This is a genomic window from Cupriavidus lacunae (assembly GCF_003353055.1).
Classification (GTDB): domain Bacteria; phylum Pseudomonadota; class Gammaproteobacteria; order Burkholderiales; family Burkholderiaceae; genus Cupriavidus; species Cupriavidus lacunae.
On sequence record NZ_QKWJ01000017.1, the window covers coordinates 69,265 to 95,339 of the forward strand.

20 protein-coding genes are annotated in these 26,075 nt (G+C 67.1%); 6 read left to right on the forward strand and 14 right to left on the reverse strand.

Annotated elements, in window-relative coordinates; genetic code table 11:
- Nucleotides 1-170: 170 nt before the first annotated feature.
- The 3 genes from dnaE (at nt 171) to DN412_RS15910 (ending at nt 6,584) form a co-directional block, all read left to right on the forward strand.
- The gene (gene dnaE / locus DN412_RS15900; RefSeq protein ID WP_115212543.1) at nt 171-3,683 is read left to right on the forward strand and encodes a DNA polymerase III subunit alpha; all 3,513 of its coding nucleotides are present in this window, start codon (nt 171-173) and stop codon (nt 3,681-3,683) included.
- A 361-nt stretch (nt 3,684-4,044) separates the two neighbouring features.
- A complete protein-coding gene (gene msbA, locus DN412_RS15905; protein ID WP_208647611.1) occupies nt 4,045-5,772 on the forward strand; it encodes a lipid A export permease/ATP-binding protein MsbA in 1,728 nt (575 codons plus the stop codon).
- 221 nt (nt 5,773-5,993) lie between these two features.
- Complete coding sequence (locus tag DN412_RS15910) at nt 5,994-6,584, forward strand: peroxidase-related enzyme (protein WP_115212501.1); 591 nt, start codon at nt 5,994-5,996, stop codon at nt 6,582-6,584.
- Between the two features lie 29 nt (nt 6,585-6,613).
- Here the strand turns inward: DN412_RS15910 and DN412_RS15915 are convergent, their stop codons facing one another.
- The 9 genes from DN412_RS15915 to DN412_RS15955 form a co-directional block, all read right to left on the reverse strand.
- Complete coding sequence (locus DN412_RS15915) at nt 6,614-7,123, reverse strand: hypothetical protein (RefSeq protein ID WP_115212502.1); 510 nt, start codon at nt 7,121-7,123, stop codon at nt 6,614-6,616.
- A gap of 181 nt (nt 7,124-7,304) precedes the next feature.
- Complete coding sequence (rng, locus tag DN412_RS15920) at nt 7,305-8,771, reverse strand: ribonuclease G (RefSeq protein WP_078195606.1); 1,467 nt, start codon at nt 8,769-8,771, stop codon at nt 7,305-7,307.
- Between the two features lie 86 nt (nt 8,772-8,857).
- Nucleotides 8,858-9,472: a Maf family protein gene (locus DN412_RS15925; protein ID WP_115212503.1), complete on the reverse strand. Its 615-nt coding sequence runs from the start codon at nt 9,470-9,472 to the stop codon at nt 8,858-8,860.
- Between the two features lie 33 nt (nt 9,473-9,505).
- Nucleotides 9,506-9,985 carry a 23S rRNA (pseudouridine(1915)-N(3))-methyltransferase RlmH gene (gene rlmH, locus DN412_RS15930; protein WP_035822259.1) on the reverse strand — a complete coding sequence of 160 codons (480 nt, stop codon included), beginning with the start codon at nt 9,983-9,985 and terminating at the stop codon, nt 9,506-9,508.
- A gap of 48 nt (nt 9,986-10,033) precedes the next feature.
- A complete protein-coding gene (rsfS, locus tag DN412_RS15935) occupies nt 10,034-10,768 on the reverse strand; it encodes a ribosome silencing factor (protein WP_115212504.1) in 735 nt (244 codons plus the stop codon).
- A 60-nt stretch (nt 10,769-10,828) separates the two neighbouring features.
- On the reverse strand, nt 10,829-11,566 hold the full coding sequence (locus DN412_RS15940; RefSeq protein ID WP_115212505.1) for a nicotinate-nucleotide adenylyltransferase: 738 nt from the start codon (nt 11,564-11,566) through the stop codon (nt 10,829-10,831).
- Between the two features lie 10 nt (nt 11,567-11,576).
- Nucleotides 11,577-12,488, reverse strand: a complete 912-nt coding sequence (hemF, locus tag DN412_RS15945) for an oxygen-dependent coproporphyrinogen oxidase (protein WP_115212506.1) — start codon at nt 12,486-12,488, stop codon at nt 11,577-11,579.
- A gap of 180 nt (nt 12,489-12,668) precedes the next feature.
- On the reverse strand, nt 12,669-13,937 hold the full coding sequence (purD, locus tag DN412_RS15950) for a phosphoribosylamine--glycine ligase (protein ID WP_115212507.1): 1,269 nt from the start codon (nt 13,935-13,937) through the stop codon (nt 12,669-12,671).
- A gap of 90 nt (nt 13,938-14,027) precedes the next feature.
- Nucleotides 14,028-14,753 carry a YebC/PmpR family DNA-binding transcriptional regulator gene (locus DN412_RS15955; protein ID WP_115212508.1) on the reverse strand — a complete coding sequence of 242 codons (726 nt, stop codon included), beginning with the start codon at nt 14,751-14,753 and terminating at the stop codon, nt 14,028-14,030.
- Nucleotides 14,754-14,971: 218 nt separating this feature from the next.
- Here DN412_RS15955 and DN412_RS15960 point away from each other — a divergent pair, with 218 nt between their 5' ends.
- Nucleotides 14,972-16,498, forward strand: a complete 1,527-nt coding sequence (locus DN412_RS15960) for a helicase HerA-like C-terminal domain-containing protein (protein ID WP_115212509.1) — start codon at nt 14,972-14,974, stop codon at nt 16,496-16,498.
- A gap of 65 nt (nt 16,499-16,563) precedes the next feature.
- Here the strand turns inward: DN412_RS15960 and upp are convergent, their stop codons facing one another.
- The 5 genes from upp to DN412_RS15985 form a co-directional block, all read right to left on the reverse strand.
- Nucleotides 16,564-17,214: a uracil phosphoribosyltransferase gene (gene upp, locus DN412_RS15965; RefSeq protein WP_078195614.1), complete on the reverse strand. Its 651-nt coding sequence runs from the start codon at nt 17,212-17,214 to the stop codon at nt 16,564-16,566.
- Nucleotides 17,215-17,431: 217 nt separating this feature from the next.
- Complete coding sequence (locus DN412_RS15970; RefSeq protein WP_244222672.1) at nt 17,432-18,832, reverse strand: MFS transporter; 1,401 nt, start codon at nt 18,830-18,832, stop codon at nt 17,432-17,434.
- 622 nt (nt 18,833-19,454) lie between these two features.
- Complete coding sequence (locus DN412_RS15975; RefSeq protein ID WP_115212510.1) at nt 19,455-22,331, reverse strand: c-type cytochrome; 2,877 nt, start codon at nt 22,329-22,331, stop codon at nt 19,455-19,457.
- A 50-nt stretch (nt 22,332-22,381) separates the two neighbouring features.
- Complete coding sequence (locus DN412_RS15980) at nt 22,382-22,879, reverse strand: (2Fe-2S)-binding protein (RefSeq protein WP_115212511.1); 498 nt, start codon at nt 22,877-22,879, stop codon at nt 22,382-22,384.
- Nucleotides 22,880-22,966: 87 nt separating this feature from the next.
- Nucleotides 22,967-24,127: an FAD-dependent monooxygenase gene (locus DN412_RS15985; protein WP_115212512.1), complete on the reverse strand. Its 1,161-nt coding sequence runs from the start codon at nt 24,125-24,127 to the stop codon at nt 22,967-22,969.
- A gap of 346 nt (nt 24,128-24,473) precedes the next feature.
- Between DN412_RS15985 and DN412_RS15990 the strand changes: the two genes are divergently transcribed.
- Together DN412_RS15990 and DN412_RS15995 are read left to right on the forward strand one after the other, a co-directional pair.
- Nucleotides 24,474-25,226: a maleate cis-trans isomerase family protein gene (locus tag DN412_RS15990; protein ID WP_010812897.1), complete on the forward strand. Its 753-nt coding sequence runs from the start codon at nt 24,474-24,476 to the stop codon at nt 25,224-25,226.
- Nucleotides 25,227-25,237: 11 nt separating this feature from the next.
- Nucleotides 25,238-26,068 carry an alpha/beta fold hydrolase gene (locus DN412_RS15995; RefSeq protein WP_115212513.1) on the forward strand — a complete coding sequence of 277 codons (831 nt, stop codon included), beginning with the start codon at nt 25,238-25,240 and terminating at the stop codon, nt 26,066-26,068.
- Nucleotides 26,069-26,075 lie beyond the last annotated feature (7 nt).

Genomic DNA, 26,075 nt, shown 5'->3' on the forward strand with positions numbered 1-26,075 from the left:
TTACGTTGGAGCTGCCCGGACACGTTAGTGCGTGTCGCACGAAAGGCGAAATTATAGCGCGCGCGCACTGCTCCTGCGGCGCATTCCCAAGCACCCTGATCAGCTTTGCGCCGCGGCCTGCACGCAATATCGGGGGCATGCCCGCGGGCTGAGCCGGTACAATGTCGGCCATGTCCGCACCCCGCTTCGTACACCTCCGCCTGCATTCCGAATACTCCATCGTGGACGGCATCGTCCGCCTCGATGATGCCGTCAAGGCCGCTGCCGCCGATGGCATGGGCGCGCTCGCCCTGACGGACCTCGCCAACGCCTTCGGGCTGATCCGTTACTACAAGGAGGCGCGCGGCAAGGGCGTGAAGCCGGTGGTTGGCGCCGACGTCTGGCTCACCAACGCCGAGGACCGCGACAAGCCCGCGCGCCTGCTGCTGCTGGTGCAGGACCGCCGCGGCTACCTGAACCTGTGCATGCTGCTGTCGCGCGCGTGGCTGGGCAACCAGCACCGCGGCCGCGCCGAGATCGATCCGGCCTGGTTCCTGGAGCCGGGCGAGGACGACCTGCCGCTGGCGACCGGCCTGATCGCGCTGTCGGGCGCAATGGGCGGCGACATCGGCATGGCGCTGGCCAACGGCAACGCCGAAGGCGCGCGCCGCGCTGCGCAGCACTGGGCGGCGGTATTCCCGCAGCGCTTCTACATCGAACTGCAGCGCGCCGGCCTGGCCGGCACCGATGCCTACGTGCAGCAGGCCGTGCAGCTGGCGGCGGAATTGCAGCTGCCGGTGGTTGCCACGCATCCGGTGCAGTTCATGACGCCGGAGGACTACACCGCGCACGAAGCCCGCGTGTGCATCGCCGAGGGCGAGCTGCTGGCCAATCCGCGCCGCACCCGGCGCTTTACCACCGACCAGTACTTCAAGACCCAGGACGAGATGTGCGCGCTGTTCGCGGATGTCCCCTCGGCGCTGGAGAACGCGGTCGAGATCGCACGCCGCTGCAACCTGACGCTGGAACTGGGCAAGCCGCGCCTGCCGCTGTTCCCGACGCCCGACGGCATGTCGCTGGACGACTATCTCGTCTACATGGCCAAGGACGGCCTGGAAAAGCGCCTGGCGGTGCTGTTCCCCGACGAGGCGGTGCGCGAGGCCAAACGCCCGGAATATTACGGACGGCTGGAGTTCGAGACCGACACCATCATCAAGATGGGCTTCCCCGGCTACTTCCTGATCGTGGCGGACTTTATCAACTGGGCCAAGAACAACGGCGTGCCGGTCGGACCGGGCCGGGGCTCGGGTGCCGGTTCGCTGGTGGCCTACGCGCTGGGCATTACCGACCTGGATCCGCTCAAGTACGCGCTGCTGTTCGAGCGTTTCCTGAACCCGGAACGGGTCTCGATGCCCGACTTCGACATCGACTTCTGCCAGCACGGCCGCGATCGCGTAATCACGTACGTGAAGGAGAAGTATGGCAAGGACGCGGTGTCGCAGATCGCCACTTTCGGCACCATGGCGGCCAAGGCCGCGGTGCGCGACGTGGGCCGCGTGCTTGACCTGGGCTATGGCTTTGTCGACGGCATCGCCAAGCTGATTCCGTTCAAGCCGGGCAAGCTGGTCACCATCGAAGAGGCCAAGAAGGAAGAGCCGCTGCTGACCGAGCGCGAGAGCAACGAGGAAGAGGTGCGCCAGCTGCTGGAGCTGGCGCAGCGCGTGGAAGGCATGACCCGTAACGTCGGCATGCACGCCGGCGGCGTGCTGATCGCGCCCGGCCGGCTGACCGACTTCTGCCCGCTGTACACGCAGGGCGCGCAGAACGACGGCATGAGCGGCGTGGTCAGCCAGTACGACAAGGACGACGTCGAGGCCGCCGGCCTGGTGAAGTTCGACTTTCTGGGCCTGACCACACTGACCATCCTGGACTGGGCCGAGCGCTATATCCGCCGCCTGGACCCGAGCAAGGCCGACTGGAACTGCAGCCATATCCCGCTCGACGACAGCCCCGCGTTCGATATCCTGAAGACCGCCAACACGGTCGCCGTGTTCCAGCTGGAAAGCCGCGGCATGCAGGGCATGCTCAAGGACGCCAAGCCTGACCGCTTCGAGGACATCATCGCGCTGGTTGCGCTCTACCGTCCCGGCCCGATGGACCTGATTCCCAGCTTCTGCGCGCGCAAGCACGGCCGCGAGAAAGTGGAGTACCCGGATCCGCGCGTCGAACCCGTCCTGAAAGAGACCTACGGCATCATGGTCTACCAGGAGCAGGTGATGCAGATGGCGCAGATCATCGGCGGCTACTCGCTTGGCGGCGCCGACCTGCTGCGCCGCGCCATGGGCAAGAAGAAGCCCGAGGAAATGGCGCAGCACCGCGTCATGTTCCGCGAAGGCGCCGACAAGAACGGCCTTTCCGCGCAGCAGGCCGACGACATCTTCGACCTGATGGAGAAGTTCGCGGGCTACGGCTTCAACAAGTCGCACGCGGCCGCCTACGCACTGCTGGCGTACTACACCGCCTGGCTCAAGGCCCATCACCCGGCCGAATTCATGGCAGCCAACATGTCGCTGGCCATGGACGACACCGACAAGGTGAAGATCCTCTACGAGGACTGCAAGGTCAACAAGATCGCGGTGCTGCCGCCGGATGTGAACGCCAGCGAATATCGCTTCGCGCCGACCGACCCCAAGACCATTCGCTATGGCCTGGGCGGTATCAAGGGCAGCGGCCAGGGCGCCATCGAAGACATCCTGCGCGCGCGCGAAGAGCGCCCGTTTGCCGACCTGTTCGATTTCTGCGAGCGCGTCGACCGCCGCCAGGTCAACCGCCGCACCATCGAAGCCCTGATCCGCGCCGGCGCCTTCGACAGCCTGAACGACAATCGCGCCCAACTGCTGGCATCGGTGCCGATTGCCATGGAGGCCGCCGAGCAGAAGGCCGAATCCGCCAACCAGGTGTCGCTGTTCGACCTGATGGGCGATGCCGGCGAGGCGCACCGCCCCGAGCTGCTCGACGAGCCGCGCTGGAGCCCCAAGCGCACGCTGCAGGACGAGAAGCAGGCGCTCGGCTACTACTTCTCCGGCCACCTGTTCGACGCCTACCGCGACGAGGTCCGCCGCTTCAACAAGGGCACGCTGGCCGCGCTGGAAAAGGAAGTGCAGGGCAACGGCGGCGGTTTCGGCCGCGACGTGCGCGGCAAGACCATCGCCGGCGTGATCAGCGGCATCCGCACGCAGATGACCCAGCGCGGCAAGATGCTGATCGTGACCCTGGACGACGGCACCGGGCTGGTCGAGATGACCGTGTTCAACGAGCTCTTCGACGCCAACCGGCAGATGTTCCGCGAGGACGAGCTGCTGATTGCCACGGGCAACGCGCGCCACGATACGTTCACGGGCGGGGTCAGGTTTACGGCCGAGTCGGTGATGGACCTGGTGGCGGCCCGCGTCAGGTTTGCCAGCGCGGTGCGGCTGTCGATGAACGGCAATTCGTCGACCGGGATGCTGCGCGAGTTGCTGATGCCGCACCTGGCCCGGGCCAGCGGTGTGCAAGGGCTGCCGGTGCGGATCCGCTACGAGGCCAGGGCGGCCTGCTGCGAGGCCATGCTGGGCCAGGACTGGCAGGTGGTGCCATCCGACGAAGCGCTGACCGCGCTGCGGCAGGCACTGTCGCCGGACAGCGTCAGCACGGTCTACGACTGAACCACGCCGATGGCTGCCTCGGGCGGCCTGCCGGGCGGCGTGCGTGGCAGCCGGGCCCGGCAATCAGGCCCAATCCACTATAATCGCCTGTTCGCACCAGGACACGCTTTCGAGGCATGGCCCGATATTGTGAACTTCCGGTAATGCTGATGGCCGGGACGCTTGCAGGGCGCGGCGGGCGGCACCGGACCCGGTACCGTCTTGCGCCACCCTCCTGTGCCAGATCCTCGGACCTCTCCTCCAGCTAGCCTGGCAGATGCGGCCAGGCTAGCGCCGGGCCGGGAAGCCGCCCCCAGACATAAGACACTCAGTGACCACATCCAAACCGCCCATTTCGCCGGGTTCCGCCATACCGTCCAGCATGGCCAGCCGGCTCTGGTCTTACCTGCGCCCCGAACTGCGCATCTTCATCGGCGCGATCATTGCCATGGCGGTCGTGGCGGCCAGCGAGGGGGTGATTCCCAAGGTCGTCAACGACATACTCGACAAGGGGTTTGGCAGCAACTACGCCGGCACGCTGTGGCATGTTCCCGCCATCCTGACCGGGGTGGCGCTGATCCGTGGCGTGGCGCAGTTTACGTCCGGCTACATGCTGAACCTGATCTCGAACCGCGTGCTGCTGAAAATGCGCTTGCAGATGTTCGAGCGCCTGCTGCAGGCGCCGGCATCGTTCTTTCACCGCAACACGGCGGCCTCGCTGATCAACGCGGTGATCTTCGAGGTCAACCAGGTGCTGCAGATCCTCACCAGCGTCTTTATCACGCTGGTGCGCGATTCGCTGACAGTGGTCGCGTTGCTGGTCTACCTGTTCTATACGAACTGGCGGCTGACCCTGATCGTTGCGGTGATCCTGCCGGTGATCGGCTACCTGATGTCGAAGATCAACCGCCGGCTGCGCCAGCTCAACCGCGAGCACCAGACCTTTACCAACAACGCCGCCTATGTCGTGGAAGAGGCCGTGGGCGGCTACAAGGTGGTCAAGCTGCACGGTGGCGAGACCTATGAGCTGGGCCGCTTCCGCACCATGGCGGAGCGGCTGAAGGGCTACTCGATGCGCATGGCGGTCGCCGGCGGGCTGAACCAGCCGGTCACGGCCTTCCTCGCCGCGCTGGCGCTGTCGGTGATCATCACCATCGCGATGGTGCAGGCACAGGCCAACCAGACCACGGTGGGCGGATTCACCGGCTTCGTCATGGCAATGCTGCTGCTGATCTCGCCCCTCAAGCACCTGACCGATATCAACCAGCCGCTCACGCGCGGGATCACCGCGGCCGAGATGATCTTCCGGCTGATCGACGAGCCGGTCGAGCCGCAGGGCGGCGGCAAGGCGCTGGGCCGGGCCCGCGGTGAACTGGCCTTCGAGCGTGTCGGCTTCCGCTATGGCGACGCGCCGCGCGCCGCGCTGGAAGGGATTGACCTGCGCGTCAGCCCTGGCGAAGTGGTGGCGCTGGTGGGCCCCTCGGGTAGCGGCAAGACCACCCTGGTCAACCTGGTGCCGCGCTTTTTCGACCCGACGCAGGGCCGTATCCTGCTCGACGGCACCTCGCTTGCCGACCTGTCGCTGAAGGACCTGCGCAACCAGATCGCCTTTGTCAGCCAGGACGTGGTGCTGTTCAACGACACCGTGGCGGCCAACGTTGCCTACGGAGCGCATTCCGAACGGGAGATCGACATGGCCCGCGTCGAGCGTGCGCTGGCCGCGGCCTATCTGACGGAGACGGTGAAGGGCCTGCCCGATGGCGTCCAGACCAATATCGGCGACAACGGCATGAAGCTGTCCGGCGGCCAGCGCCAGCGGCTGGCGATTGCCCGTGCGCTGTACAAGGATGCGCCGATCCTGATCCTGGACGAGGCGACTTCGGCACTTGACTCGGAATCGGAGCGCCAGGTGCAGGCGGCGCTGGAAGCGTTGATGAAGGGCCGGACCACGCTGGTGATCGCGCACCGTCTCTCGACGATCGAGAACGCCGACCGCATCGCGGTGCTGGATCACGGCCGCCTGGCCGAGCTGGGCACGCATGCGGAACTGCTGGCCGCCAACGGCCTTTATGCGGGCCTGCACAGGATCCAGTTCGCCACCCACGAGTAAGACAGTACGGGGCATGTTTCGGCGATGGGCCGGCGTGATACGCCGGCCCATTTTCATTCAGGGCGGCGCGGCGACAGTCTCGCCTGCTCCAGCCGCCGTGAGCCATGCTGCGGCGCATAGGTGGCATCGCACGGTTCGAGCCGGCGGCGATCCGGTAATATCGGAATGGTCAGAACGATAAGAAGACCAGGGCCCGACCCGCAATCCAACCGGAGACCACCATGTCAGACACGGCATTCCCCATCAGCCGCTACCCCATCCCCGCGCTGGCCGACCTGCCCGACGATATCCGCGCCCGCATTCTGGAAGTCCAGGAAAAAGCCGGCTTCGTCCCTAACGTCTTCCTGGCGCTGGCGCACCGCCCCGATGAATTCCGCGCGTTCTTCGCCTATCACGACGCGCTGATGCTCAAGGATGGCGGCCTCACCAAGGGTGAGCGCGAAATGATCGTGGTGGCCACTTCCGGCGCCAACCAGTGCCTGTACTGCGTGGTGGCGCATGGCGCGATCCTGCGCATCTACGAGAAGAAGCCGCTGGTGGCGGACCAGGTCGCGGTGAACTACCTGAAGGCGGATATCCCGCCGCGCCAGCGCGCGATGCTCGATTTTGCGATGAAGGTCTGCAAGGCGTCGCATGAAGTGGGCGAAGCCGATCTTGCCGCGCTGCGCGAGCACGGGTTCTCCGAGGAGGATGCCTGGGACATTGCCGCGATCACGGCGTTCTTCGGCCTGTCGAACCGGATGGCCAATACCATCAGCATGCGTCCGAACGACGAGTTCTACCTGATGGGCCGGGTGCCCAAAGCGAAGTAACGCAGCAGGGGCCGGCAGGGGCGCAGAGCTCAGCGCACCTCGGCGCAGGCCCCGCTCTTGGGATCGAACAGCACCGGCCAGGCCTGCTCGTAGATGCCGGGCGTGCAGTGCTTCTCGCAGCGGTTATGCGCCAGCGTCACGCGGCGCGGGTCCTGCCACACCAGCAGCTTGCACTGGCTGCCATCGATGGCCTGCAGTTCGATGTGCGGGGTCTCGCGGACCTGGCGGAAGTCGGCCAGGTTGAACTCGCAACTGCCGCGCCGCGATACCCACAGCTTCCATTTCAGTGCGCGCACCTCGTTGGCCCTGACGTCCATCAGCGCGTCTTCACGGAAGCCGTCTTCCTCGGTGCGCTTGCAGGCGGCGGAAAGATTGATGGTCTTGCTGGCGATCGGGGTGGCACGCTCTTTAGGCGCGGCGGCGACCGCTTCGCCCTGCGCCTGGGGCGGCGGTCCGGCGCGCCTGGCGATCGGCAAGGGCGCGCACGCCACCGACAACAGGAGGGCCAGCAGACAGGCCCCATGGCTCGTGGCGTTCATGCCGGACTCCTTGCTTGCCGACCGGCCGCGCCGCACCTGGCGACAAGCCGGGCGCGGCATCCGCGTGGATGCCGCTGACTACCTTAGCTTAGTTATAGCGGATCGCCACTGGAATAGGACTAGGGCCATCCCCGAGTCCATGGGGACGGCATGCGGGCGCCGGCAGGCGCGGTGACATCGTTCACATCAGGATGATGTCGTATTGCTCCTGGTGGAACGTCGATTCCACCTGCAGCGAAATCGGCTTGCCGATAAAGTCGCCAAGCATCGCCAGATGCTGGCTTTCTTCTTCCAGGAACAGGTCGATCACTTCCTGCGAGGCCAGGATGCGGAACTCGCGCGGGTTGAACTGGCGCGATTCGCGCATGATCTCGCGCAGGATGTCGTAGCACACCGTGCGCGGCGTCTTGACCTGGCCCTTGCCCTGGCAGACCGGGCATTGTTCGCACAGTACATGCGCCAGCGACTCGCGCGTGCGCTTGCGCGTCATCTCGACCAGGCCCAGTTGCGAGAAGCTGTTGACGGTGATGCGGGTGCGGTCGCGCGACAGCGCGCGCTTGAGTTCCGACAGTACCGCGTCGCGGTGCTCGACGTTCTCCATATCGATGAAGTCGATGATGATGATGCCGCCGAGGTTGCGCAGGCGCAGTTGCCGCGCGATGGTGTGCGCTGCCTCCAGGTTGGTCTTGAAGATGGTGTCGTCGAAGTTGCGCGCGCCCACGTAGCCGCCGGTGTTGACGTCGATGGTCGTCATCGCCTCGGTCTGGTCGATCATCAGGTAGCCGCCCGACTTCAGGTCCACCCGGCGCGACAGCGCCTTCTCGATCTCGGCGTCGATATTGAACAAGTCGAAGATCGGGCGCTCGCCGGTGTAGTGCGACAGCCGCGGCAGCACCGCCGGCGTGTATTCCTTGGCGAACTCCAGCAGCATCTGGTAGTTCTCGCGCGAGTCGATCTGGATCACGCCGGTGGCGTCGTTGATGAAGTCGCGCAGCACGCGCTGGGCCAGGTTCAGGTCCTGGTAGAGCAGGCTGGGCGCGGGCAGGGTGGTGGCGTTCTGGCGGATCGCACCCCAGATCTTGCGCAGGTAGGCGATATCGTTGCCGAGCTCCTCGTCGCTCGCTTCCTCGGCGATGGTGCGCACGATAAAGCCGCCGCGCTCGTCGGCGGGCACCAGGCCCTGCACGCGGCTGCGCAGCGCCTCGCGGTCCACTTCGCCTTCGATGCGCTGCGAGATGCCGATATGCGGATCCTGCGGCAGGTACACCAGAGTGCGCCCGGCGATGCTCACCTGGGTCGACAGCCGTGCCCCCTTGGTGCCGATCGGATCCTTGATCACCTGCACCATCAGCGCCTGGCCTTCGAACAGGGTCTTCTCGATGGCCAGTTGCGGGGTGGAATTGTTGCGGTCGGCGTCGCGCGGATGCCAGATGTCGGCCACGTGCAGGAAGGCGGCGCGCTCCAGGCCGATGTCGATAAAGGCCGATTGCATGCCGGGCAGCACGCGCACCACCTTGCCCAGGTAGATATTGCCGACCAGCCCGCGCGTGAGCGTGCGTTCGACATGCAGTTCCTGGACGGCCGCCTGCTGCACGATGGCGACGCGGGTCTCTTGGGGCGTGATGTTGACGATGATGTCTTCAGTCATAGCGGGTGAAACGCGTCGCCGGTGGCCCGGCTGTATAGGGTGGCCCGGCGCGGGGCCGGGTCTTGTCTGGGCACGGAGGCCGAGGCTCAGAACTGCAGATGAGCCTGGCGAAGTAACGCCGCCGTCTCAAACAAGGGCAAGCCCATGATACCTGAATAGCTGCCCGCGATCCGTTCCACGAACTCGGCCGCACGGCCCTGGATGCCATAGGCGCCGGCCTTGCCGAGCGGCTCGCCGCTGGCGACGTAGCGCTCGATCTCGGCAGGCTGCATGGGGCGGAAAGTGACTTCGGAGATCGACAGCGCATGCCGCAGGCCCGTGGCCGATACGATGGTCACGGCGGTCAGGACGCGGTGGGTGCTGCCCGAGAGCGCGCCTAGCATGGCCGCGGCATCGGCGCCGTCGGCGGGTTTGCCCAGGATGCGGCCGCCGAGGCAGACCGTGGTGTCCGAGGTCAGCACCGGCGCATCGGGCAGCGCGCGGCGTTCGCGGCGGCGCAGCGCGGCTTCGGCCTTCAGTGCGCAGACGCGCTGGACGTAATCGTCGGGGGTTTCGTCGGGCTGGACGGCCTCAAGCGCTTCTGCGTCCTCGTCGTCATCGGCCAGCAGCAGTTCGTAGCGCACGCCGAGCTGGGTCAGCAGTTCGCGGCGGCGCGGGCTCTGGGAGGCGAGGTAAAGGTAGTGGTGCAGGGTGTCGGGCATCGCGGCGGAGGGGCCTTCCGGCGACAGCCGGGATCAGGCCCGATGATAGGGGTGGTTCTGCGTGACGGACCAGGCGCGGTACAGCTGCTCGGCCAGCAGCACGCGCACCATGCCGTGGGGCAGGGTCAGGCTGGACAGACGGATCAGGGTGCTGGCGCGGGCTTTCAGGGCCGGGTCGAGCCCGTCGGCCCCGCCGATCAGGAAGGCCACGTCGCCGCCCTCGCGCTGCCAGTCGGTCAGCTGCGCGGCCAGTTGCACGGTGGTGAAGTCGCGGCCGCGTTCATCGAGCGCCACGATGCGGCACTGCTTCGACAGCGAGCCCAGCACCGCCTCGATGCGCGCGGCTTCGCGCTGCATCACGGTGGCGGCGTTGTTGCTGGACGAGCGGGCTTCGGGCTTGACCTCGCGCAGTTCGATGCGCAGCTCGGGCGGCATGCGCTTGGCGTACTCGCTGAAGCCGGTTTCGATCCAGCCGGGCATCTTGTGGCCGACGGCCACGATCACCAGTTGCATTTGGGGCTGTCTTGCTGCGCGGCCGCCCGGGCGGCCGCGCGCCGGGGATCAGGCCGAGCGGGTGGTGCGCTTGCTCGGGGCCTTCTTGGCTGCGGCGGTCTTGCTCGGGGCCTTCTTGGCCGCGGTCTTGGTTGCAGTCTTGGTCGCAGTCTTGCGCGCGGTGGTGCCGGCGGCGGTCTTGCGCGGCGCGGCGGCGCGGGTGCCTGCGGTCTTGGTGGCGGCCGTCTTGGTTGCGGTCTTGCGGGCCGGCTTGCGGATGGTGGCGATGGCGTCCGCGTCGGTGTCCTCGTGGCCCATCGGCGGCGACGGCTCTTTCATGCCTTCGGGCAGGCGAGCCAGCGCGGGGCGCAGGTTGCTGGCGCGGCGCACGGTGCGCACCGGGGCTTCGTCCTCGTCCTCTTCCATCGGCTCGCTGGCCTTGGCCAGGCCGCGGGCGCCGGTGGCGAGCTTCATGCGCACCGGCTTGTCGCCCCAGATCTCTTCCAGGTTGTAGTACAGGCGCAGTTGCGGCTGCAGGATGTGGACCACGGCATCGCCGCAGTCGACCAGCACCCATTCGCCGGTTTCCAGGCCCTCGACCGCCACGATATGGCCGCCGGCTTCCTTCACCGTATCCCGCACCGACGCTGCCAGCGCCTTGGTCTGGCGGTTGGATGTTCCGCTGGCAATCACCACCCGGTCGAACAGCTCGGTCAGGTGGCTGGTGTCGTACACCTTGATGTCCTGCGCTTTGACATCCTCGAGGCCGTCGACGATGGCGCGTTGCAGTTTACGAATATCCATGGTGTCTTCTTGTTCAGCTGAGATCGGTTGGGGGTGGGCGCCGGGATGGGTCAGCCCCGGTCATGCCCTGGCCGGGGCGTTGCGGTACAGCCCGTGGCTGGCGATGTAGTGTGCCACGCCGGGCGGCAGTTGGTCATCTGCCGGCTGCCCGGCTGCCAGCCGCTGGCGCAGATGGGTGGAAGAGAGGTCGACGGCGAGCGTCTGGTCGATCCACATCCGGCCGGAGGGCGTGCATTGTATCAGGTGCGTGTCAGCCTGGCGCTCGGCCAGTGCTGCCAGCACCGGACCCTCCAGCGTCGCCAGCGCAAAGCGCGGCCGTGTAGCAGTGCACAAGTGCACATGTTCGAACAGTTCCTGCCAGCCGTGCCAGGTGTGCAGGCGCAGCAGCTGGTCGGCCCCCATCAGCCAGCACAGCGAGGCCTCGGGGCCGTATTCGGCGCGCAACTGGCGCACGGTGTCGATGGTGTAGCTGGGGCCGGCGCGGTCCACTTCCATGCGGCTCACGCGGACCTTGGCGCCGCTGTCGCCGAGCGCCGCGGCAGCCAGTTCGGTCATGGCCAGGCGGTCGAGGGCGGGCGTCACGTCGTCGCCTTTCTGCCACGACTGGCCGGTGGGAATCCACACCAGCTCGTCCAGCCCGAGGTGTTCGATGCAGAGCCGCGCCAGCGCCAGGTGGCCGACATGGGGCGGATCGAAAGTGCCGCCGAGGATACCCAGGCGATAGGGGCGAACGGCTTGAGCTTGTGGCGGTTCGCCCGCGTCGGCGGCGGGCTTGCTGTGTTGCGCAGGATTGGCCATAGGTCTGCCGTCAGGCCCAGTCGCGCGCCGGCAGGAAATCGGTGTACAGCGCCGCTTCGGGGCTGCCCGGTTCCGGTTGCCAGTCATAGCGCCAGGTCACCTGCGGCGGCATCGACATCAGGATGGATTCGGCGCGTCCGCCCGACTGCAGGCCGAACAGCGTGCCGCGGTCGAACACGAGGTTGAACTCGACGTAGCGCCCGCGCCGATAGGCCTGGAAGGCCCGCTCGCGTTCGCCGTAGGGCGTGTCCTTGCGCGCCTGCAGGATCGGCAGGTAGGCCTCCAGGAAGGCGTCGCCGACCGCTTGCATCATGGCAAAGCTGCGCTCGAAGCCCAGCGCCGAGAAATCGTCGAAGAAGATCCCGCCCACGCCGCGCGCTTCGTTGCGGTGGCGCAGGAAGAAATACTCGTCGCACCACTGCTTGAAGCGCGGGTACAGGTCGTCGCCATAGGGCGCCAGCGCCTGTTGGCAGGTGCGGTGGAAGTGGCTGCAGTCGCCGGCGTCGCCGTAGTAGGGCGTCAGGTCCATGCCGCCGCCGAACCACCAGACCGGCTCGGCCCCGGGCTTGACCGCCAGGAAGCAGCGCACGTTCATATGGACCGTGGGCACGTAGGGATTGCGCGGGTGGAACACCAGCGACACGCCCATGGCCTCGAAGCTGCGCCCGGCCAGCTCCGGCCGGTTGGCCGTTGCCGATGGCGGCAGGGTGTCGCCGCTGACGTGCGAGAAGCCCACGCCGGCGCGCTCCATCACCGCGCCGCCTTCCAGGATGCGGGTGCGGCCGCTGCCGCGCAGGCGTTCGGTGGGCGGTTTCTCCCAGGCGTCGGTCAGGAACGGCTGGCCGTCGATGGCACCGATGGCATCGGTGATGCGGTCTTGCAGACCGAGCAGATAGGCACGGACTGCCTGGGAATCGATCATGGTTGGCGGAAAGCGGATGGACCGGGCTGGGGGCGGCCCGGCAACCTTGCCGGCTGCCGGGTGCGTCACAGCGTTGTCACGATTGTACCGGCTGGGGCGGCGGGCGGGTCGCGCAGGTCCAAAGCTAGCCGGCAAGGCGGGTAGGCCATGCCGGCCGGGCGGGGCATTTCCCGGACAGGATCAGCGCTTGATGGCGCGGTAGCCGATGTCGGTCCGGTACTGCATGCCATCGTAACGGATCTGCTCGACCGCGGCATAGGCGGCGCGCTGCGCGGCCTTGACGGTGTCGGCCATGCCCACCACGCACAGTACGCGCCCGCCCGAGGTCAGCAGGGTGCCGTCCTTGAGCGTAGTGCCGGCATGGAAGGTCACGCTGTCGTCGGTCTCGGCCGGGATGCCGGTGATGGCATCGCCCTTGCGCGGGCTGTCGGGGTAGCCGTAGGCGGCCATCACCACGCCCAGCGCGGTGCGACGGTCCCAGTCCAGCTCGATGCTGTCGAGCTTGCCGTTGACGGCGTGCTCCATCACATCGACCAGGTCGGTCTTCAGGCGCGCCAGGATCGGCTGGGTTTCAGGATCGCCCATGCGGCAGTTGAATTCCAGCGTCTTGAGGTTGCCGTCCTTGTCGATCATCAGGCCGGCATACAGGAAGCCGGTGTAAGGGATGCCGTCTTTCTCCATGCCGCGCACGGTCGGCAGGATGATCTCGCGCAGCGCGCGCGCATGCAGCGCGGGCGTGACCACCGGCGCCGGCGAATACGCGCCCATGCCGCCGGTGTTGGGGCCGGCGTCGGCGTCCAGCAGGCGCTTGTGGTCCTGGCTGGTGGCCAGCGCCAGCACGTTCTTGCCGTCGACCAGCACGATAAAGCTGGCTTCCTCGCCGTCCAGGAACTCTTCGATCACCACGCGCGCGCCGGCGTCGCCCAGCTTGTTGTCGGCCAGCATCATGTCGACCGCGGTGTGCGCTTCTTCCAGCGACATCGCCACCACCACGCCCTTGCCCGCGGCCAGGCCGTCGGCCTTGATCACGATCGGCGCGCCCTGGGCGTCGATATAGGCATGGGCCTGGGTGGCGTCGGAGAAGGTCTGGTAGGCGGCGGTCGGGATGCCGTGGCGCTGCATGAACGCCTTGGCGAAGTCCTTGGACGATTCCAGCTGCGCGGCGGCCTGGGTGGGCCCGAAGATGCGCAGGCCCTTGGCGCGGAAGATATCGACGATGCCGGCGGCCAGCGGAGCCTCGGGGCCGACCACGGTGAAGGCCACGCCCTCGCGCTCGGCAAAGGCGGCGATGACCTCGGGATCGGTCAGCGGAACATTCTGCAGGCGCTTGTCGAGCGCGGTCCCGCCGTTGCCCGGCGCGACATACACCACCTGCACCTTGGGGGACTGGGCCAATTTCCAGGCCAACGCGTGTTCACGTCCACCCGAGCCGACAACCAATACTTTCATGATCCACTGCCAGAAAAGAAACGCATGCAAAAAGGCGGCAGCTTGGATCTATGGAGCCGGGCTGCCGCCGAGGGGGCTTGTTACTCTGTTTTAGTCTTCGATCGCTGCGTTGGTGAAGACTTCCTGCACGTCGTCCAGGTTTTCCAGGGCGTCGAGCAGTTTCTGCATCTTGATCGCATCGTCGCCGCTGAAGCTGACTTCGTTCTGCGGCTTCATCACCACGTCGGCCACTTCGGCCTTGAAGCCGGCGGCTTCCAGCGCGGCCTTGACCGCCGAGAAATCGTTGGGCGGGCAGGTGACTTCGATCGAGCCGTCGTCGTTGGTGACGACATCGTCGGCGCCGGCTTCCAGTGCGGCTTCCATCAGCTTGTCTTCCGGCGTGCCGGGGGCAAACAGGAACTGGCCGCAGTGGGTGAACATGAACGCCACCGAACCCTCGTTGCCCATGTTGCCGCCGTGCTTGGAAAACGCATGGCGCACTTCTGCCACGGTGCGGGTGCGGTTGTCGGTCAGGCAGTCGACGATGATCGCCGCGCCGGCCAGGCCGTAGCCCTCGTAGCGGATTTCTTCGTAGTTGGCGCCTTCCATGCCGCCCACGCCGCGCTGGATCGCGCGCTGGATGTTGTCCTTGGGCATGTTGGCGTCCATGGCCTTGTCGATCGACAGGCGCAGGCGCGGGTTGGAGTCGACATCGCCGCCGCCAAGCTTGGCGGCCACGGTGATTTCCTTGATCAGGCGGGTCCAGATCTTGCCGCGCTTGGCGTCAGCGGCGGCCTTCTTGTGTTTGATATTGGCCCATTTCGAGTGACCGGCCATGATTCTCTCCGAAGCGGAATGCGGTGATCTGCGGTGATGTTGTGCGGGGTCGCCATGCGCGCCGTGGCCGGGGCGGCAAAGCCCTCGGACGGCGCGCGCCAGGTGACGGATATGCCTGGCGGCTGGCTATAATCAGCCCAGGATTTTATCACGCGGGACTGCCCGCGCCGCCCGGATCCACCAGATCCCGCCAGACGCTTACGGAACCCAGGAATATCATGGCCGACCCCATTCTCATCGCCAAGAACGCCGAACATGAACTGGTGCTGCTGCCGCAGATGGGCAACCGGCACGGTCTGATCACCGGCGCCACCGGTACCGGCAAGACGGTCACGCTGCAGACCCTGGCGCAGGGCTTCTCGCGCCTGGGCGTGCCGGTCTTCATGGCGGACGTCAAAGGTGACCTGACCGGCATTTCCCAGGCCGGCCAGCCGTCCGACAAGCTCAGGCAGCGCCTGGCCGAACTGAACCTGCCCGAACCGGCATGGGGCGCGTGCCCGACCACGCTGTGGGACGTGTTTGGCGAGAAGGGTCACCCGGTGCGCGCCACGGTCTCGCATATGGGCCCGCTGCTGCTGTCGCGCATGCTGGAGCTGAACGACACCCAGCAGGGTGTGCTGAACCTGGTGTTCCGCATTGCCGACGCCAACGGCCTCTTGCTGCTCGACGCCAAGGACCTCCGCGCGATGCTGCAATACGTGGGGGAAAACGCCGGGCAGTTCACCACCGAATACGGCAATATCTCGGCCGCGTCGATCGGCGCGATCCAGCGCGGGCTGGTCGCACTGGAATCCCAGGGCGGGGACGTTTTCTTCGGCGAGCCGATGCTGAACCTGGACGATTTCATCCAGACCGAGAAGGGTCAGGGCGTGGTCAATATCCTGGCCGCCGACAAGCTGATGAACGCGCCGCGGCTGTACGCCACCTTCCTGCTGTGGATGCTGTCCGAGCTGTTCGAGAAGCTGCCCGAGGCCGGCGACCTGGACAAGCCCAAGCTGGTGTTCTTCTTCGACGAGGCCCACCTGCTGTTCAACGATGCGCCCAAGGCGCTGCTCGACAAGATCGAGCAGGTGGTGCGGCTGGTGCGCTCCAAGGGCGTGGGCGTGTACTTCGTCACGCAGAACCCGATCGATATCCCCGACACCGTGCTGGGCCAGCTGGGCAACCGCGTGCAGCATGCGCTGCGCGCCTTTACCCCGCGCGACCAGAAGGCGGTCAAGGTGGCGGCCACCACCATGCGCGCCAACCCCGGGCTGGACCTGGAAACCGCCATCGGCGAACTGGGCGTGGGCGAGGCGCTGGTGTCGTTCCTGGACGCCAAGGGCACGCCCTGCGTGACCGAGCGCGCCTGGGTGCTGGCGCCGGGCAGCCGCATCGGCCCGGCGACGGAGGAAGAACGCAAGCAGCTGATCGCCAGCTCGCTGGTGGCGGGCACCTATGAAAAGACCATTGACCGCGAATCCGCCTATGAAAAGCTGCGTGGCAACGTGGTGGCGGCCGGCAATGGCAACGGCAAGGGCGCTGGCGGCGCGGCGGCGGGGCAGCCCGCGGGTGAGCAGGACAGCGGCTGGCTGGGGACGGCCGGCGAGATCTTCGGCACCCTGACCAAGGGCACCGGCAAGACCGGCCGCGGCGATTCGATCCTGGAATCGATGGCCAAGTCGGCCGCGCGCACAGTGGCGTCGCAGGTGGGACGCGAGCTGATCCGTGGCGTGCTGGGCAGCTTGCTGGGTAAGAAGAAGTAAGAGGACTGGAAGAAACGGGCGGCCTTACGAAGGCCGCACCGGCAGGCTCAGCGGCGTTGCGCCGCTCAGTTCTTGGTGCCGAACAGGCGGTCGCCCGCGTCGCCCAGGCCAGGCACGATGTAGGCGTGATCGTCGAGATGGCTGTCGAGCGAGGCCACGAACAGTTGCACGTTCGGATGCGCCTTCTGGAACACCTCCACGCCCTCGGGTGCCGCGACCAGCGCAACGAAGGTGATGGCTTCGTCCTTCACGCCGCGCCGCTTGAGCACATCCACGGCATGCGCGGCCGAATAGCCCGTGGCGACCATCGGGTCGCACAGGATAAAGCTGCGGTCTTCCACGTCGGGCAGGCGTACCAGGTACTCCACCGGACGATGCTGCTCGTCGCGGTAGACGCCGATATGGCCGATGCGCGCCGATGGAATCAGTTCGACCAGGCCATCGCTCATGCCGACGCCGGCACGCAGGACCGGCACGATGGTCAGCTTCTTGCCGGCGATCACCGGCGCGTCCAGTTCCACCAGCGGCGTTTCGATGCGGCGCGTGGTCAGCGGCAGGTTGCGGGTGATCTCGTAGCCCATCAGCAATGTGATCTCGCGCAGCAGCTCGCGGAAGGTGCGCGTCGACGTTTCCTTGTCGCGCATGTGCGAGAGCTTGTGCTGGATCAGCGGGTGGTCGAGGATGAACAGGTTGGGAAAGCGCGGATCTTGTTTCATGGCTGGCGGCGAGAGCTCGGCGGGGTATCGGGACAAGCGGGGCAAGCGGGTGAAGCGGGCGGCTGGATCGGGTGGACCAGCGCGCCGCGCCGTTGCAGCCGGATTGTAATGGAAGCCGGCCGCCCTGCCTGTGGAGCATTGCGAGACCCGCCAGGCCAGCGCCACCGGCGGGCGCCCCCGACTGCGGGACCGCCGATGGACTCGATGGCGCTTTGCTCTAGTCCAGCGCGCGGTCCTTCGACTCGATATCCACCATGAAGATGGCGACCGCCGCCACGGCAAGAAATGACGAAAGCAGCGCAAGGGCAAGGGTGAACTGGCTGGCCATGATCGGCGCAATGATGGAAGGCGCGAAGAGGCCGCCAAAGCGTGCCATCGCACCGGCAGTGCCCATGCCGCTGGCCCGCAGATCCGTCGGATACACCTCGGGCGTGAAGGCGTAGAGCGCGCCCCAGGTACCGAGGAGCGAGAAGCTCATCAGCAGGGTCGAGCCGACCACGAGCGCAGGGGACTGCCCCAGGCTATAGAGCATGCAGCCTGCCGCGCTGAGCAGCAGGAAGCCGATCAGGGTCGGCTTGCGGCCCCAGCGCTCGACGCCGTGCGCGGCGAGCGCAAAGCCGGGAAGCTGGACCAGCGCCAGCACGATCAGGAAGACCTGGCCACGCATGAAGCCAAAGCCCTGGCCAGCCAGCTTCACCGGCAGATAAACGAAGACGCCGTAGTAGGCGATCGAGATCAGCGCCCAGGCGGCAAGCAGGCAGATGGTGCGGCGCCGGCATCCGGCCGCGAACAGCGCAAAGACCGACTTGCGTTCCATCGGCTGCGGCTCCAGGTTGCCAATTTCCACGGAAACGCGATTGGCGGCGGCGACACGCTGAAGCACCGCGCGCGCCTCGGCCGAGCGTCCCGATTTATTCAGGTAGAGCGGAGACTCGGGAACAAAGAACCGGAAGACCACGCCGACCAGGGCGGGGATGCCCGTGACGAGGAAGATCAGCCGCCAGGCACCATCGCCTCGCGACACGGCGATCAGCGCAAGAATGGCGAGCAGGATCGTGCCGACGGCCCAGAACGACTCCAGCAGGACCAGCCAGCGGCCGCGCCGGTCGGACGGCAGAAACTCGGCCATCATGGTGTAGTCGACGGGCAAGGTGCCGCCGACGCCGATGCCGGTCAGGAAGCGTAGCAACAGCAGCCACTGGAAGTCCGGTGCGAAGGCGGAAGCGACACCACAGATGGCGTCGATGACCACCGCGATCATCAGCACCGGCCGGCGGCCGATCCGGTCTGCAAGCCGGCCGAACACGAAAGCGCCGATCAGCATGCCGACAAAGAACATGGTCCCGGTCTGCAAGGCCGTCGGCACGGGGATGCCAAATGTCGACGCAATCGACGGCGCGGTGAAGCCGATCGACAGAACCTGCATCGCGTCAGCCAGCCACACCAGGCCGAAAATGACAAAGAGCCGATACTGGAAGCGACCGACTCCGGCCGCACGGATGCCTTGCTCGATCGTGATGGTTTGAGACGACGCTCCCCTCGCGCTTGGCTGTGCGGCCGAGCTCACGGTTGATTCCGGGATGGTCGTTGTTGCCATGGATGAAATTGATGACGACATTTTGTCTACCTGTCTTTATAGGCTGGTTCTTGAACTTGGAAGCACACGTTTATCGAAGCAGGGCCAGACGGTACTGACTAATGCGCGATGCCGCACACCGAGGCCATCGCACCGATTTGCGACGAAACGTGGTGACTACTCCAATGGGCGAGGCTGGAACTAACCCGGTAGCACGCTCGCGACACCTGCTTGGTTCTGATACGACATAGTCACTCCTTGTTGTCTACCCTTGGTTGGTCCAGGCCCGGCCTCCCGGTTGGCCTAGCGGTGGACTATGCAAGCCCCGGGCCAGCGCTTCCGGTGATGTAAAGGGCCAATCTTTTAGTTTTGTTGTCTCGTCCGCCGCTTGCGGCGCGCCGTCCTTGTGCGGGGAGGCACCGCTGCGAGCCACGCGGCACTCATGTAGTGCGTACTACATGATCGTTCAGCGTAAGCTACATGAAACTGGCGGGCAAGGCCGAATTGCGGTTTCCCTCCTTGGGGTTTTCCCGCGCGTGGCGCGCATCGCGCCGGCGTGGGGGTGCACGTCTCCCTGCCCGGTGGCGAAGCGCCTTGCCAGGCACGGCGGAGATGCGGTCAGCGCGGGTGCCGGGGCGCGGCGAGCCGGCCCCGGCGGTTGATCCTAGTGGGCAGGCATCGCGCGCAGACGCGCGACGGTCTTCTCCAGGTCCTGCCATGCGGGTTTGTCGGGTGCAAAGCGCGCGCGCAGGTATTGCGCCAGCTGCGCGATCTGCTGGTCGTCGAGCGTGTCGGCATAGGCCGGCATCGCGCCCAGTTCGCTGTTGGGCGGTGCCGGCATGCCTTGCAGCAATACCTGGATCACGTTGTCCGGCAGCTTGCTGTGCAGGTTCGTATTGAGCGCGAGCGAAGGCTTGACGCCGAACTGGGCGATGCCCTGGTCGGACTGGTGGCAGACCGCGCATGCGCTCTGGTACAGGCGTTCGCCGGGGCCGCCCAGCGTGCGCGCGGCTTGTGCGCTGCGTTGCTCGATCTGCGCTGCCTGTGCGGCCAGTACTGTCGGTGCGTGCGGTGGCGTGCCGAACGAGGCGACGTAGTGCGCGATCGCGCGTACGTCGGCTTCAGGCAGTTGCGCCAGCTCTTCGACCACCGGTGCCATCGGCCCGGCCGCGGCGCCATGGTGCGGCGCATAGCCGCCGCGCAGGTAGGTGAACAATGCTGCTTCGGTCCAGGGCACCGGTGCATGCGACAGCGCGGTCAGCGCCGGCGCCTCCCAGCCTTCGGCGCTGCCGCCGGTCAGGTACTGGTGGCCGCCTTGCTCGCCACCGAGCGCGTTGCGCGGCGAATGGCAGGCGCTGCAGTGGCCCAGCCCTTCGGCCAGATACGCGCCGCGATTCCATTGCGCGGAGCGCGACGGGTCTGGCGTGAAGCGCTCGTTGCGATGGAACAGCAGGTTCCAGCCGGCCAGCAGCGGGCGCATGCTGAAGGGGAACGCGAGCTGCGTCTGCGGGACTTCGGATTTCACCGGCTCTGCCGACATCAGGTAACCATACAGCGCCTGCATGTCGCCATCGCTGATCTTCGCGAATGCGGTGTACGGGAACGCCGGATACAGGTGCCGCCCGTCGCGGTGGATGCCCTCGCGCATGGCGCGCTCGAATGCGGCGAAGGACCAGTTGCCGATGCCGGTCTGCACGTCGGGCGTGATGTTGGTGCTATAGACCGTGCCGAAGGGTGTCTCCAGCGCCAGGCCGCCGGCGTTCTTCACTCCGTCTGGCGCGGTATGGCACACCGCGCAGTCTCCCGCGGCGGCCACCAGCCGGCCGCGTTCGAGCGTGGCGGCGGAATAGAAGCCGGCCTCGGGCGGCGCCACCGGCGCGATCGGTGCGCGCCAGGGCAGGAGCGTGGCGCACACGCCTGCCGCGGCAGCTGCGGCCGCGGCGATCCAGCCGCGCTTCTTGCGCTGGTTGCCGGGCTTCGCCTGGTCCAGCGCCAGGCGGATGCGTTCGGCGCTGAAGGGCGGCGTGCGCAGGCGCACGCCGGTAGCGTCGTAGATCGCATTGGCCACGGCAGCGGCGGCGGGCAGGGTGTCGGTCGGCCCCGCTGCCAGCGTGTCATGGGTGGCCAGCGTGCCGGCCAGGCGGATCTCTGGCAGGGCGCTGCCCGCCACAACGGGCAGCGTCTGGCTGGCGGGCGGTGCCTGGGACGGCCAGGTGTCGAAGGCCGGCGTGGCCGACGTGAACTGCAGGGCGGCATCGGCGACAGCCTGCTCCAGCGAGCGCGCGGCTGGTGCGGCGGCTTGCTGGCGTGGCAGCGATTCACTGTCATGCCCCACGGTCACGCGCGTGACCGCCAGCTCGCCGGTGGTGCCGTCGACCTCGACCTCGGCCACCCATGCCGACCAGCTCTGGCCGGCGTGGTGGTCGACGGTGTGGGCATAGGCAAAGCCGCGGCCGCGCTGGACGTTGCCGGCGGTAGCGGTGCTGCGCGGCGCGGTCGGCGTCCAGCCGGCGCGCTCGGCCACCTGCCGCACCAGTGCTGTGCCGCGTGCATTGTCGAGATGCGCCAGCCGCAGCGTGATCGGGTCGGAGCCGGAGGCTGCGGCAAGCTCGTCGAGGTGAGATTCCCGCGCGAACACCTGCGCCCGGGCGGTCGCCAGCGGTGCAGCGTTGAACGCAGCGGCATTGCCCATCGCAGCGATGTCGATATGCGGGATGCGATAGGGCGGCATGGCGGCATCGCCTGCGTGGCCGGCATCAATGCTGTCCGCCACCGGCGATGCCGTATGCGTCAGCCACAGCGCCAGCGGCACGGCCGGGGCAGCCGAGCCCGCCAGCGTCGCGGCGTAGGCTTCGACGGCAGTGCCAGCCAGCGCGGTATCGACGCGTACATCGATCGTGACATCGGCAAGGCCCACGTCGGCAGCGCACAGCTGACGCATCACGGGCAGTCCGGTGGCATGGGCCATCAGCGCCGCATCGGCGGCGGCATGCGGCGCGAGCAGCGTGGGGTCCGCGCTGTCGTCGGGCGCCTGCCAGCAGACCAGCACGACCTGTTGCGGTGCGATATCCAGCAGCGCGGCAAGCTCGGCGCGCAGCGCGCCAGGGCGCGTGCTCGGCAGCCAAACAGTCAGCTTGCCGTCACGCCAGTCCGCGACGGCAGTGCAATAGGCCTCGCCACGGGTGCCGGCCAGTGGCCATTGGTAGTGCTGCCTGTGACGCGCGTCGGCGCTGGCCAGCACCTCATTGGCGTTGCCGCGCTGAGCCAGCGCGTGGCGGGTTACCGGCGCGTCGTCCGCGCGGGGCGGGGCAGACCAGCGTGCCTGCAGTGCGCGGCTTGCGCTGGCGGCGTGCGCGGCCGAATCCGCCGCCACGCCGGCAAAGTTGTTGCGGATGAGGGCTGCGCGGATGCCCGGCAGCGCCAGCGCGGCCGCCCGGTCGGCGCCCAGCAGGCGTGCCGCCAGCGGCTGGCCGTCGATCCAGCGCAGGCCGGGGGGCGTCAGGGCCTGGGCCACCAGGCAATCGGCGGCGGACGGCGGCATGCTTGCTGCGACAGCGGTGGCAGGTGCGGCCTGTGGGACGATGCCTTCGTTCACGATGCCGCCCCCTCGGCGGCCTGCCGTTGCAGCACCGCGGCACGCTGCACCGCGCGCACGATTTCCACGTGGGTGCCGCAGCGGCACAGGTTGAAGCGCAGCGCCTCGCGGATCTGAGCCTCGTCGGGATCGGGGTTCTGCGCGAGCAGCGCCTTGGCGGTCATGATCATGCCGTTCAGGCAATAGCCGCATTGCGCGGCCTGCTCGTCGATAAATGCTTGCTGTACCGGGTCAGGCTGAGTCGCGGTGCCCAACCCTTCGAGCGTGGTGACGGCGTGCCCGACCGCGGCCCTGACCGGCAGCACGCACGCGCGTGCCGGCATGCCGTCCACCAGCACCGTGCAGGCGCCGCATTGCCCCAGGCCGCAGCCATACTTTGGGCCATTGCAGCACAGGTCGTTGCGCAGGATGTAGAGCAGCGGCGTGTCAGGGGCCACGCACAGCGTGTGCTCGGCGTGGTTGACTTGCAATGTCAGTGGGCGGGGCGTGTTCATCGGGGGCTGGGGGCGGTTTGAACATCACGCATCGCGGCGCCGCGCCCCTTCGATGAGGGGCTGCGGCGGGCAGGTTCGGTAAGGCGATCAGGCCGCTGCGGACAGCGGCGCGCTCCCGGCCGACACCAGCGGCACGTTGAAGACATCGTAGCCGAAACACCAGTCGGGGTTCTCGTTGCTGCGCAGCCAGGTGTTGTTGTGCGAGACCAGCTGGACCTTGCTGGCGCGCTCGTTGCGGTTCGCCTCATACAGCGCGAATGCCGAGGCGAAGTCCTGCGCGCCGGTTTCGGTGAAGCAGCGCGTCAGCATGGCGGCGTCCTCGATCGCCATCGCGGCGCCTTGTGCCATGTGCGGCTTCATCGGGTGGCAGGCATCGCCCAGCAGCACCAGGCGGCCCCGGCTCCACAGCGGCAGCGGGTCGCGCTCCAGCAGCGGCCACTTGGTCACTTCCACGGTGCCTTCGATCAGCGACTGCACGCCCTCGTGCCAGCCGTCGAACGCGGCGCGCATTTCCTCGATGCTGCTCGGCACCCAGCTCTTGCTCATGTCCCAGTCGGGCTCGGGCACGCCGGTGACGTAGTAGATCTCGTCGAGCTTGCTGGTATCGAAGTAGACCATCATGTGGCGGTCGTCGGTCCACCACTTGGTGCAGCGCTCGTGCGTGAAGCCCTTGACGCGCGAGATCGGGAACACCGCGCGGTGCGCCACATAGCCCGTGTACTTGGGCGGCTCGGCGCCCAGCAGCGTCTCGCGGATGCGCGAGTTGACGCCGTCCGCGCCGATCACGATATCGGCCTCTTCGGCCGTGCCGTCGGTGAAGCGCAGCTGCACCACGTCGCCCTGGTCGGTGACGCTTTCCAGCTTCTTGTTGAAGAACAGCGTGTCGGGCGCCACGGCGTCGGTCAGCAGCTTGTGGAAGTCGCCGCGGTGCACGGTGAGGTAGCTGGCGCCGTAGTGGCGCTCCGCGTAGTCGCCCAGCGGGATCTGCGCGATCACCTCGCCGGTCAGGCCGTCGCGGCTGTACCAGTAGTCGGGGTGGCAGCCCATGTCGTTGAGCGCGTCCTCGATGCCGATGCGCCGCATGATCTTCATCACGTTGGGGCCAACGTGGATACCCGCACCCAGGCGCGAGAACGCCGGTGCCTGCTCATACAGCCTGACTTGGAAGCCGGCACGCTGCAGCAGGGCGGCCGCGGCCGTCCCTCCGAGTCCGGCGCCGACAACTGCGATTCGCGGTTTGCCTTGCACGTTATTTCTCCTGGCAATGACACAAGGTCGATGGGGGCTGGGGCGGCTACTCGGCCGACCGTTCAAAACGAGTGTACACACTCAAATTGCTAAAGTAAAAGAAGAAAATGACGAACCTATGGAAAACCCTAGTGATTACGTGATGACGCTCGCACATCGCGCTATAGCAGTGAAATTATGCGCTAAAACAGGGATTGATTAATTCAGTATGCACTGAACGAGTGAATCGCGTGGCGCGGAGATTCTGTTTGCCTAGATAAAGTGTGTACACTACAATCAATCGCAGCATGCAGGGCCGCCAGGCCGAGGCAGGCGGGTAGACAGACAAACAGATACGGAGTCGACAGTGCAGAAAGTTTTCCGAATCGGCCAGATCGTGCCGAGCTCCAACACCACCATGGAAACTGAGATCCCGGCGATGCTGGCCGCGCGCCAGCTGGTGCGCCCGGAACGCTTCACCTTCCACTCAAGCCGGATGCGGATGAAGAAGGTGGTCAAGGAAGAGCTGGCGGCCATGGACGCCGAATCCGACCGCTGCGCGGTGGAACTGAGCGACGCCCGCGTCGACGTGCTTGGCTATGCCTGCCTGGTGGCCATCATGGCGATGGGCCACGGCTACCACCGCGTGTCCGAGCAGCGCCTGCAGGCGCACACCGCCGAGAACGGCGGTGATGCGCCGGTGATCACCAGCGCCGGCGCGCTGGTCGATGCACTCAAGGTGATGGGCGCGAAGCGCATCGCCGTGGTGGCGCCCTATATGAAGCCGCTGACCGAGCTGGTGGTCGACTACATCCGCAACGAGGGCTATGAGGTGGTCGACTACCGCGCGCTGGAGATCCCCGACAACCTCGAAGTCGGCCGCCACGACCCGGCACGCCTGCCGGAGATCGTCGCGCAGATGAATACGGCCGATGCCGATGTCATCGTGCTGTCGGCGTGCGTGCAGATGCCGTCGCTGCCGGCCGTGGCCAAGGTCGAGGCGATGACCGGCAAGCCGGTGGTCACCGCCGCCGTCGCCACCACCTACGCTCTGCTCAAGCGGCTCGGGCTGGAGCCGGTGGTGCCGGGCGCCGGCGCGCTGCTGTCGGGCGCTTACTGAAGGGGGCGGCCATGGCAGACAGCACCTTCCTCTACGGCGCCAACGTCCACGCCAACGGCATCCGCCAGCACTACCTGCGCTATGGCGGGCAGGGCGGCGCGCGTGCGCAGCGCGATGCCGTCATCATCGTGCCGGGCATCACCAGCCCGGCGGTGACCTGGGGCTTTGTCGGCGAGCAGTTCGGCCGGCAGTTCGATACCTATGTGCTCGACGTGCGCGGCCGCGGCCTGTCGCAGGCCGGCGCGGAACTGGACTACAGCCTCGATGCGCAGGCCGCCGACGTGGTTGCGTTTGCGCAGGCCCTAGGGCTGCAGCGCTATGCCATCGTCGGCCATTCGATGGGCGCGCGCATCGGCATCCGCGCCGCGCGCAGCCAGCCTGCCGGCCTGACGCGCTTGGTGCTGGTCGATCCGCCCGTGTCGGGCCCGGGCCGCCGCCCGTATCCGTCGCAGCTGCCGTGGTACATCGATTCGATCCGGCTGGCGCAGCAGGGCATCGACGTGGAAGGCATGCGCCGCTTCTGCCCGACCTGGACCGAGGACCAGCTGCGCCTGCGCGCGCAATGGCTGCATACCTGCGACGAGCGCGCGATCCTGGCCAGCTTCAATGGCTTCCATGAGGACGATATCCACGCCGACCTGCCGCATGTCGCCGTGCCGACCCTGCTGATGACCGCGGGCCGTGGCGACGTGATCCGGGAGGAAGACGTGCAAGAGATGCGCAAGCTGCTGCCCGCATTGCTGCTTGCACATGTCGCCAACGCCGGCCACATGATCCCGTGGGACGACGAGGCCGGCTTCTATCGCGCCTTCGGCGACTTCCTGGGTGCAGCGCTGAATTGATCAAGGA

Coding starts and splice junctions, on each gene's coding strand:
- hemF (WP_115212506.1), bottom strand. CDS start 12,488: ATGATCGATTCCCAGGCAGTCCGTGCCTATCTGCTCGGTCTGCAAGAC.
- DN412_RS15910 (WP_115212501.1), top strand. CDS start 5,994: ATGTCAGACACGGCATTCCCCATCAGCCGCTACCCCATCCCCGCGCTG.
- DN412_RS15915 (WP_115212502.1), bottom strand. CDS start 7,123: ATGAACGCCACGAGCCATGGGGCCTGTCTGCTGGCCCTCCTGTTGTCG.
- rlmH (WP_035822259.1), bottom strand. CDS start 9,985: ATGCAACTGGTGATCGTGGCCGTCGGCCACAAGATGCCCGGCTGGATC.
- msbA (WP_208647611.1), top strand. CDS start 4,045: ATGGCCAGCCGGCTCTGGTCTTACCTGCGCCCCGAACTGCGCATCTTC.
- DN412_RS15960 (WP_115212509.1), top strand. CDS start 14,972: ATGGCCGACCCCATTCTCATCGCCAAGAACGCCGAACATGAACTGGTG.
- DN412_RS15955 (WP_115212508.1), bottom strand. CDS start 14,753: ATGGCCGGTCACTCGAAATGGGCCAATATCAAACACAAGAAGGCCGCC.
- upp (WP_078195614.1), bottom strand. CDS start 17,214: ATGAAACAAGATCCGCGCTTTCCCAACCTGTTCATCCTCGACCACCCG.
- purD (WP_115212507.1), bottom strand. CDS start 13,937: ATGAAAGTATTGGTTGTCGGCTCGGGTGGACGTGAACACGCGTTGGCC.
- rng (WP_078195606.1), bottom strand. CDS start 8,771: ATGACTGAAGACATCATCGTCAACATCACGCCCCAAGAGACCCGCGTC.
- DN412_RS15970 (WP_244222672.1), bottom strand. CDS start 18,832: ATGTCGTCATCAATTTCATCCATGGCAACAACGACCATCCCGGAATCA.
- rsfS (WP_115212504.1), bottom strand. CDS start 10,768: ATGGATATTCGTAAACTGCAACGCGCCATCGTCGACGGCCTCGAGGAT.
- DN412_RS15980 (WP_115212511.1), bottom strand. CDS start 22,879: ATGAACACGCCCCGCCCACTGACATTGCAAGTCAACCACGCCGAGCAC.
- DN412_RS15925 (WP_115212503.1), bottom strand. CDS start 9,472: ATGCCCGACACCCTGCACCACTACCTTTACCTCGCCTCCCAGAGCCCG.
- dnaE (WP_115212543.1), top strand. CDS start 171: ATGTCCGCACCCCGCTTCGTACACCTCCGCCTGCATTCCGAATACTCC.
- DN412_RS15975 (WP_115212510.1), bottom strand. CDS start 22,331: ATGCCGCCGTCCGCCGCCGATTGCCTGGTGGCCCAGGCCCTGACGCCC.
- DN412_RS15940 (WP_115212505.1), bottom strand. CDS start 11,566: ATGGCCAATCCTGCGCAACACAGCAAGCCCGCCGCCGACGCGGGCGAA.
- DN412_RS15995 (WP_115212513.1), top strand. CDS start 25,238: ATGGCAGACAGCACCTTCCTCTACGGCGCCAACGTCCACGCCAACGGC.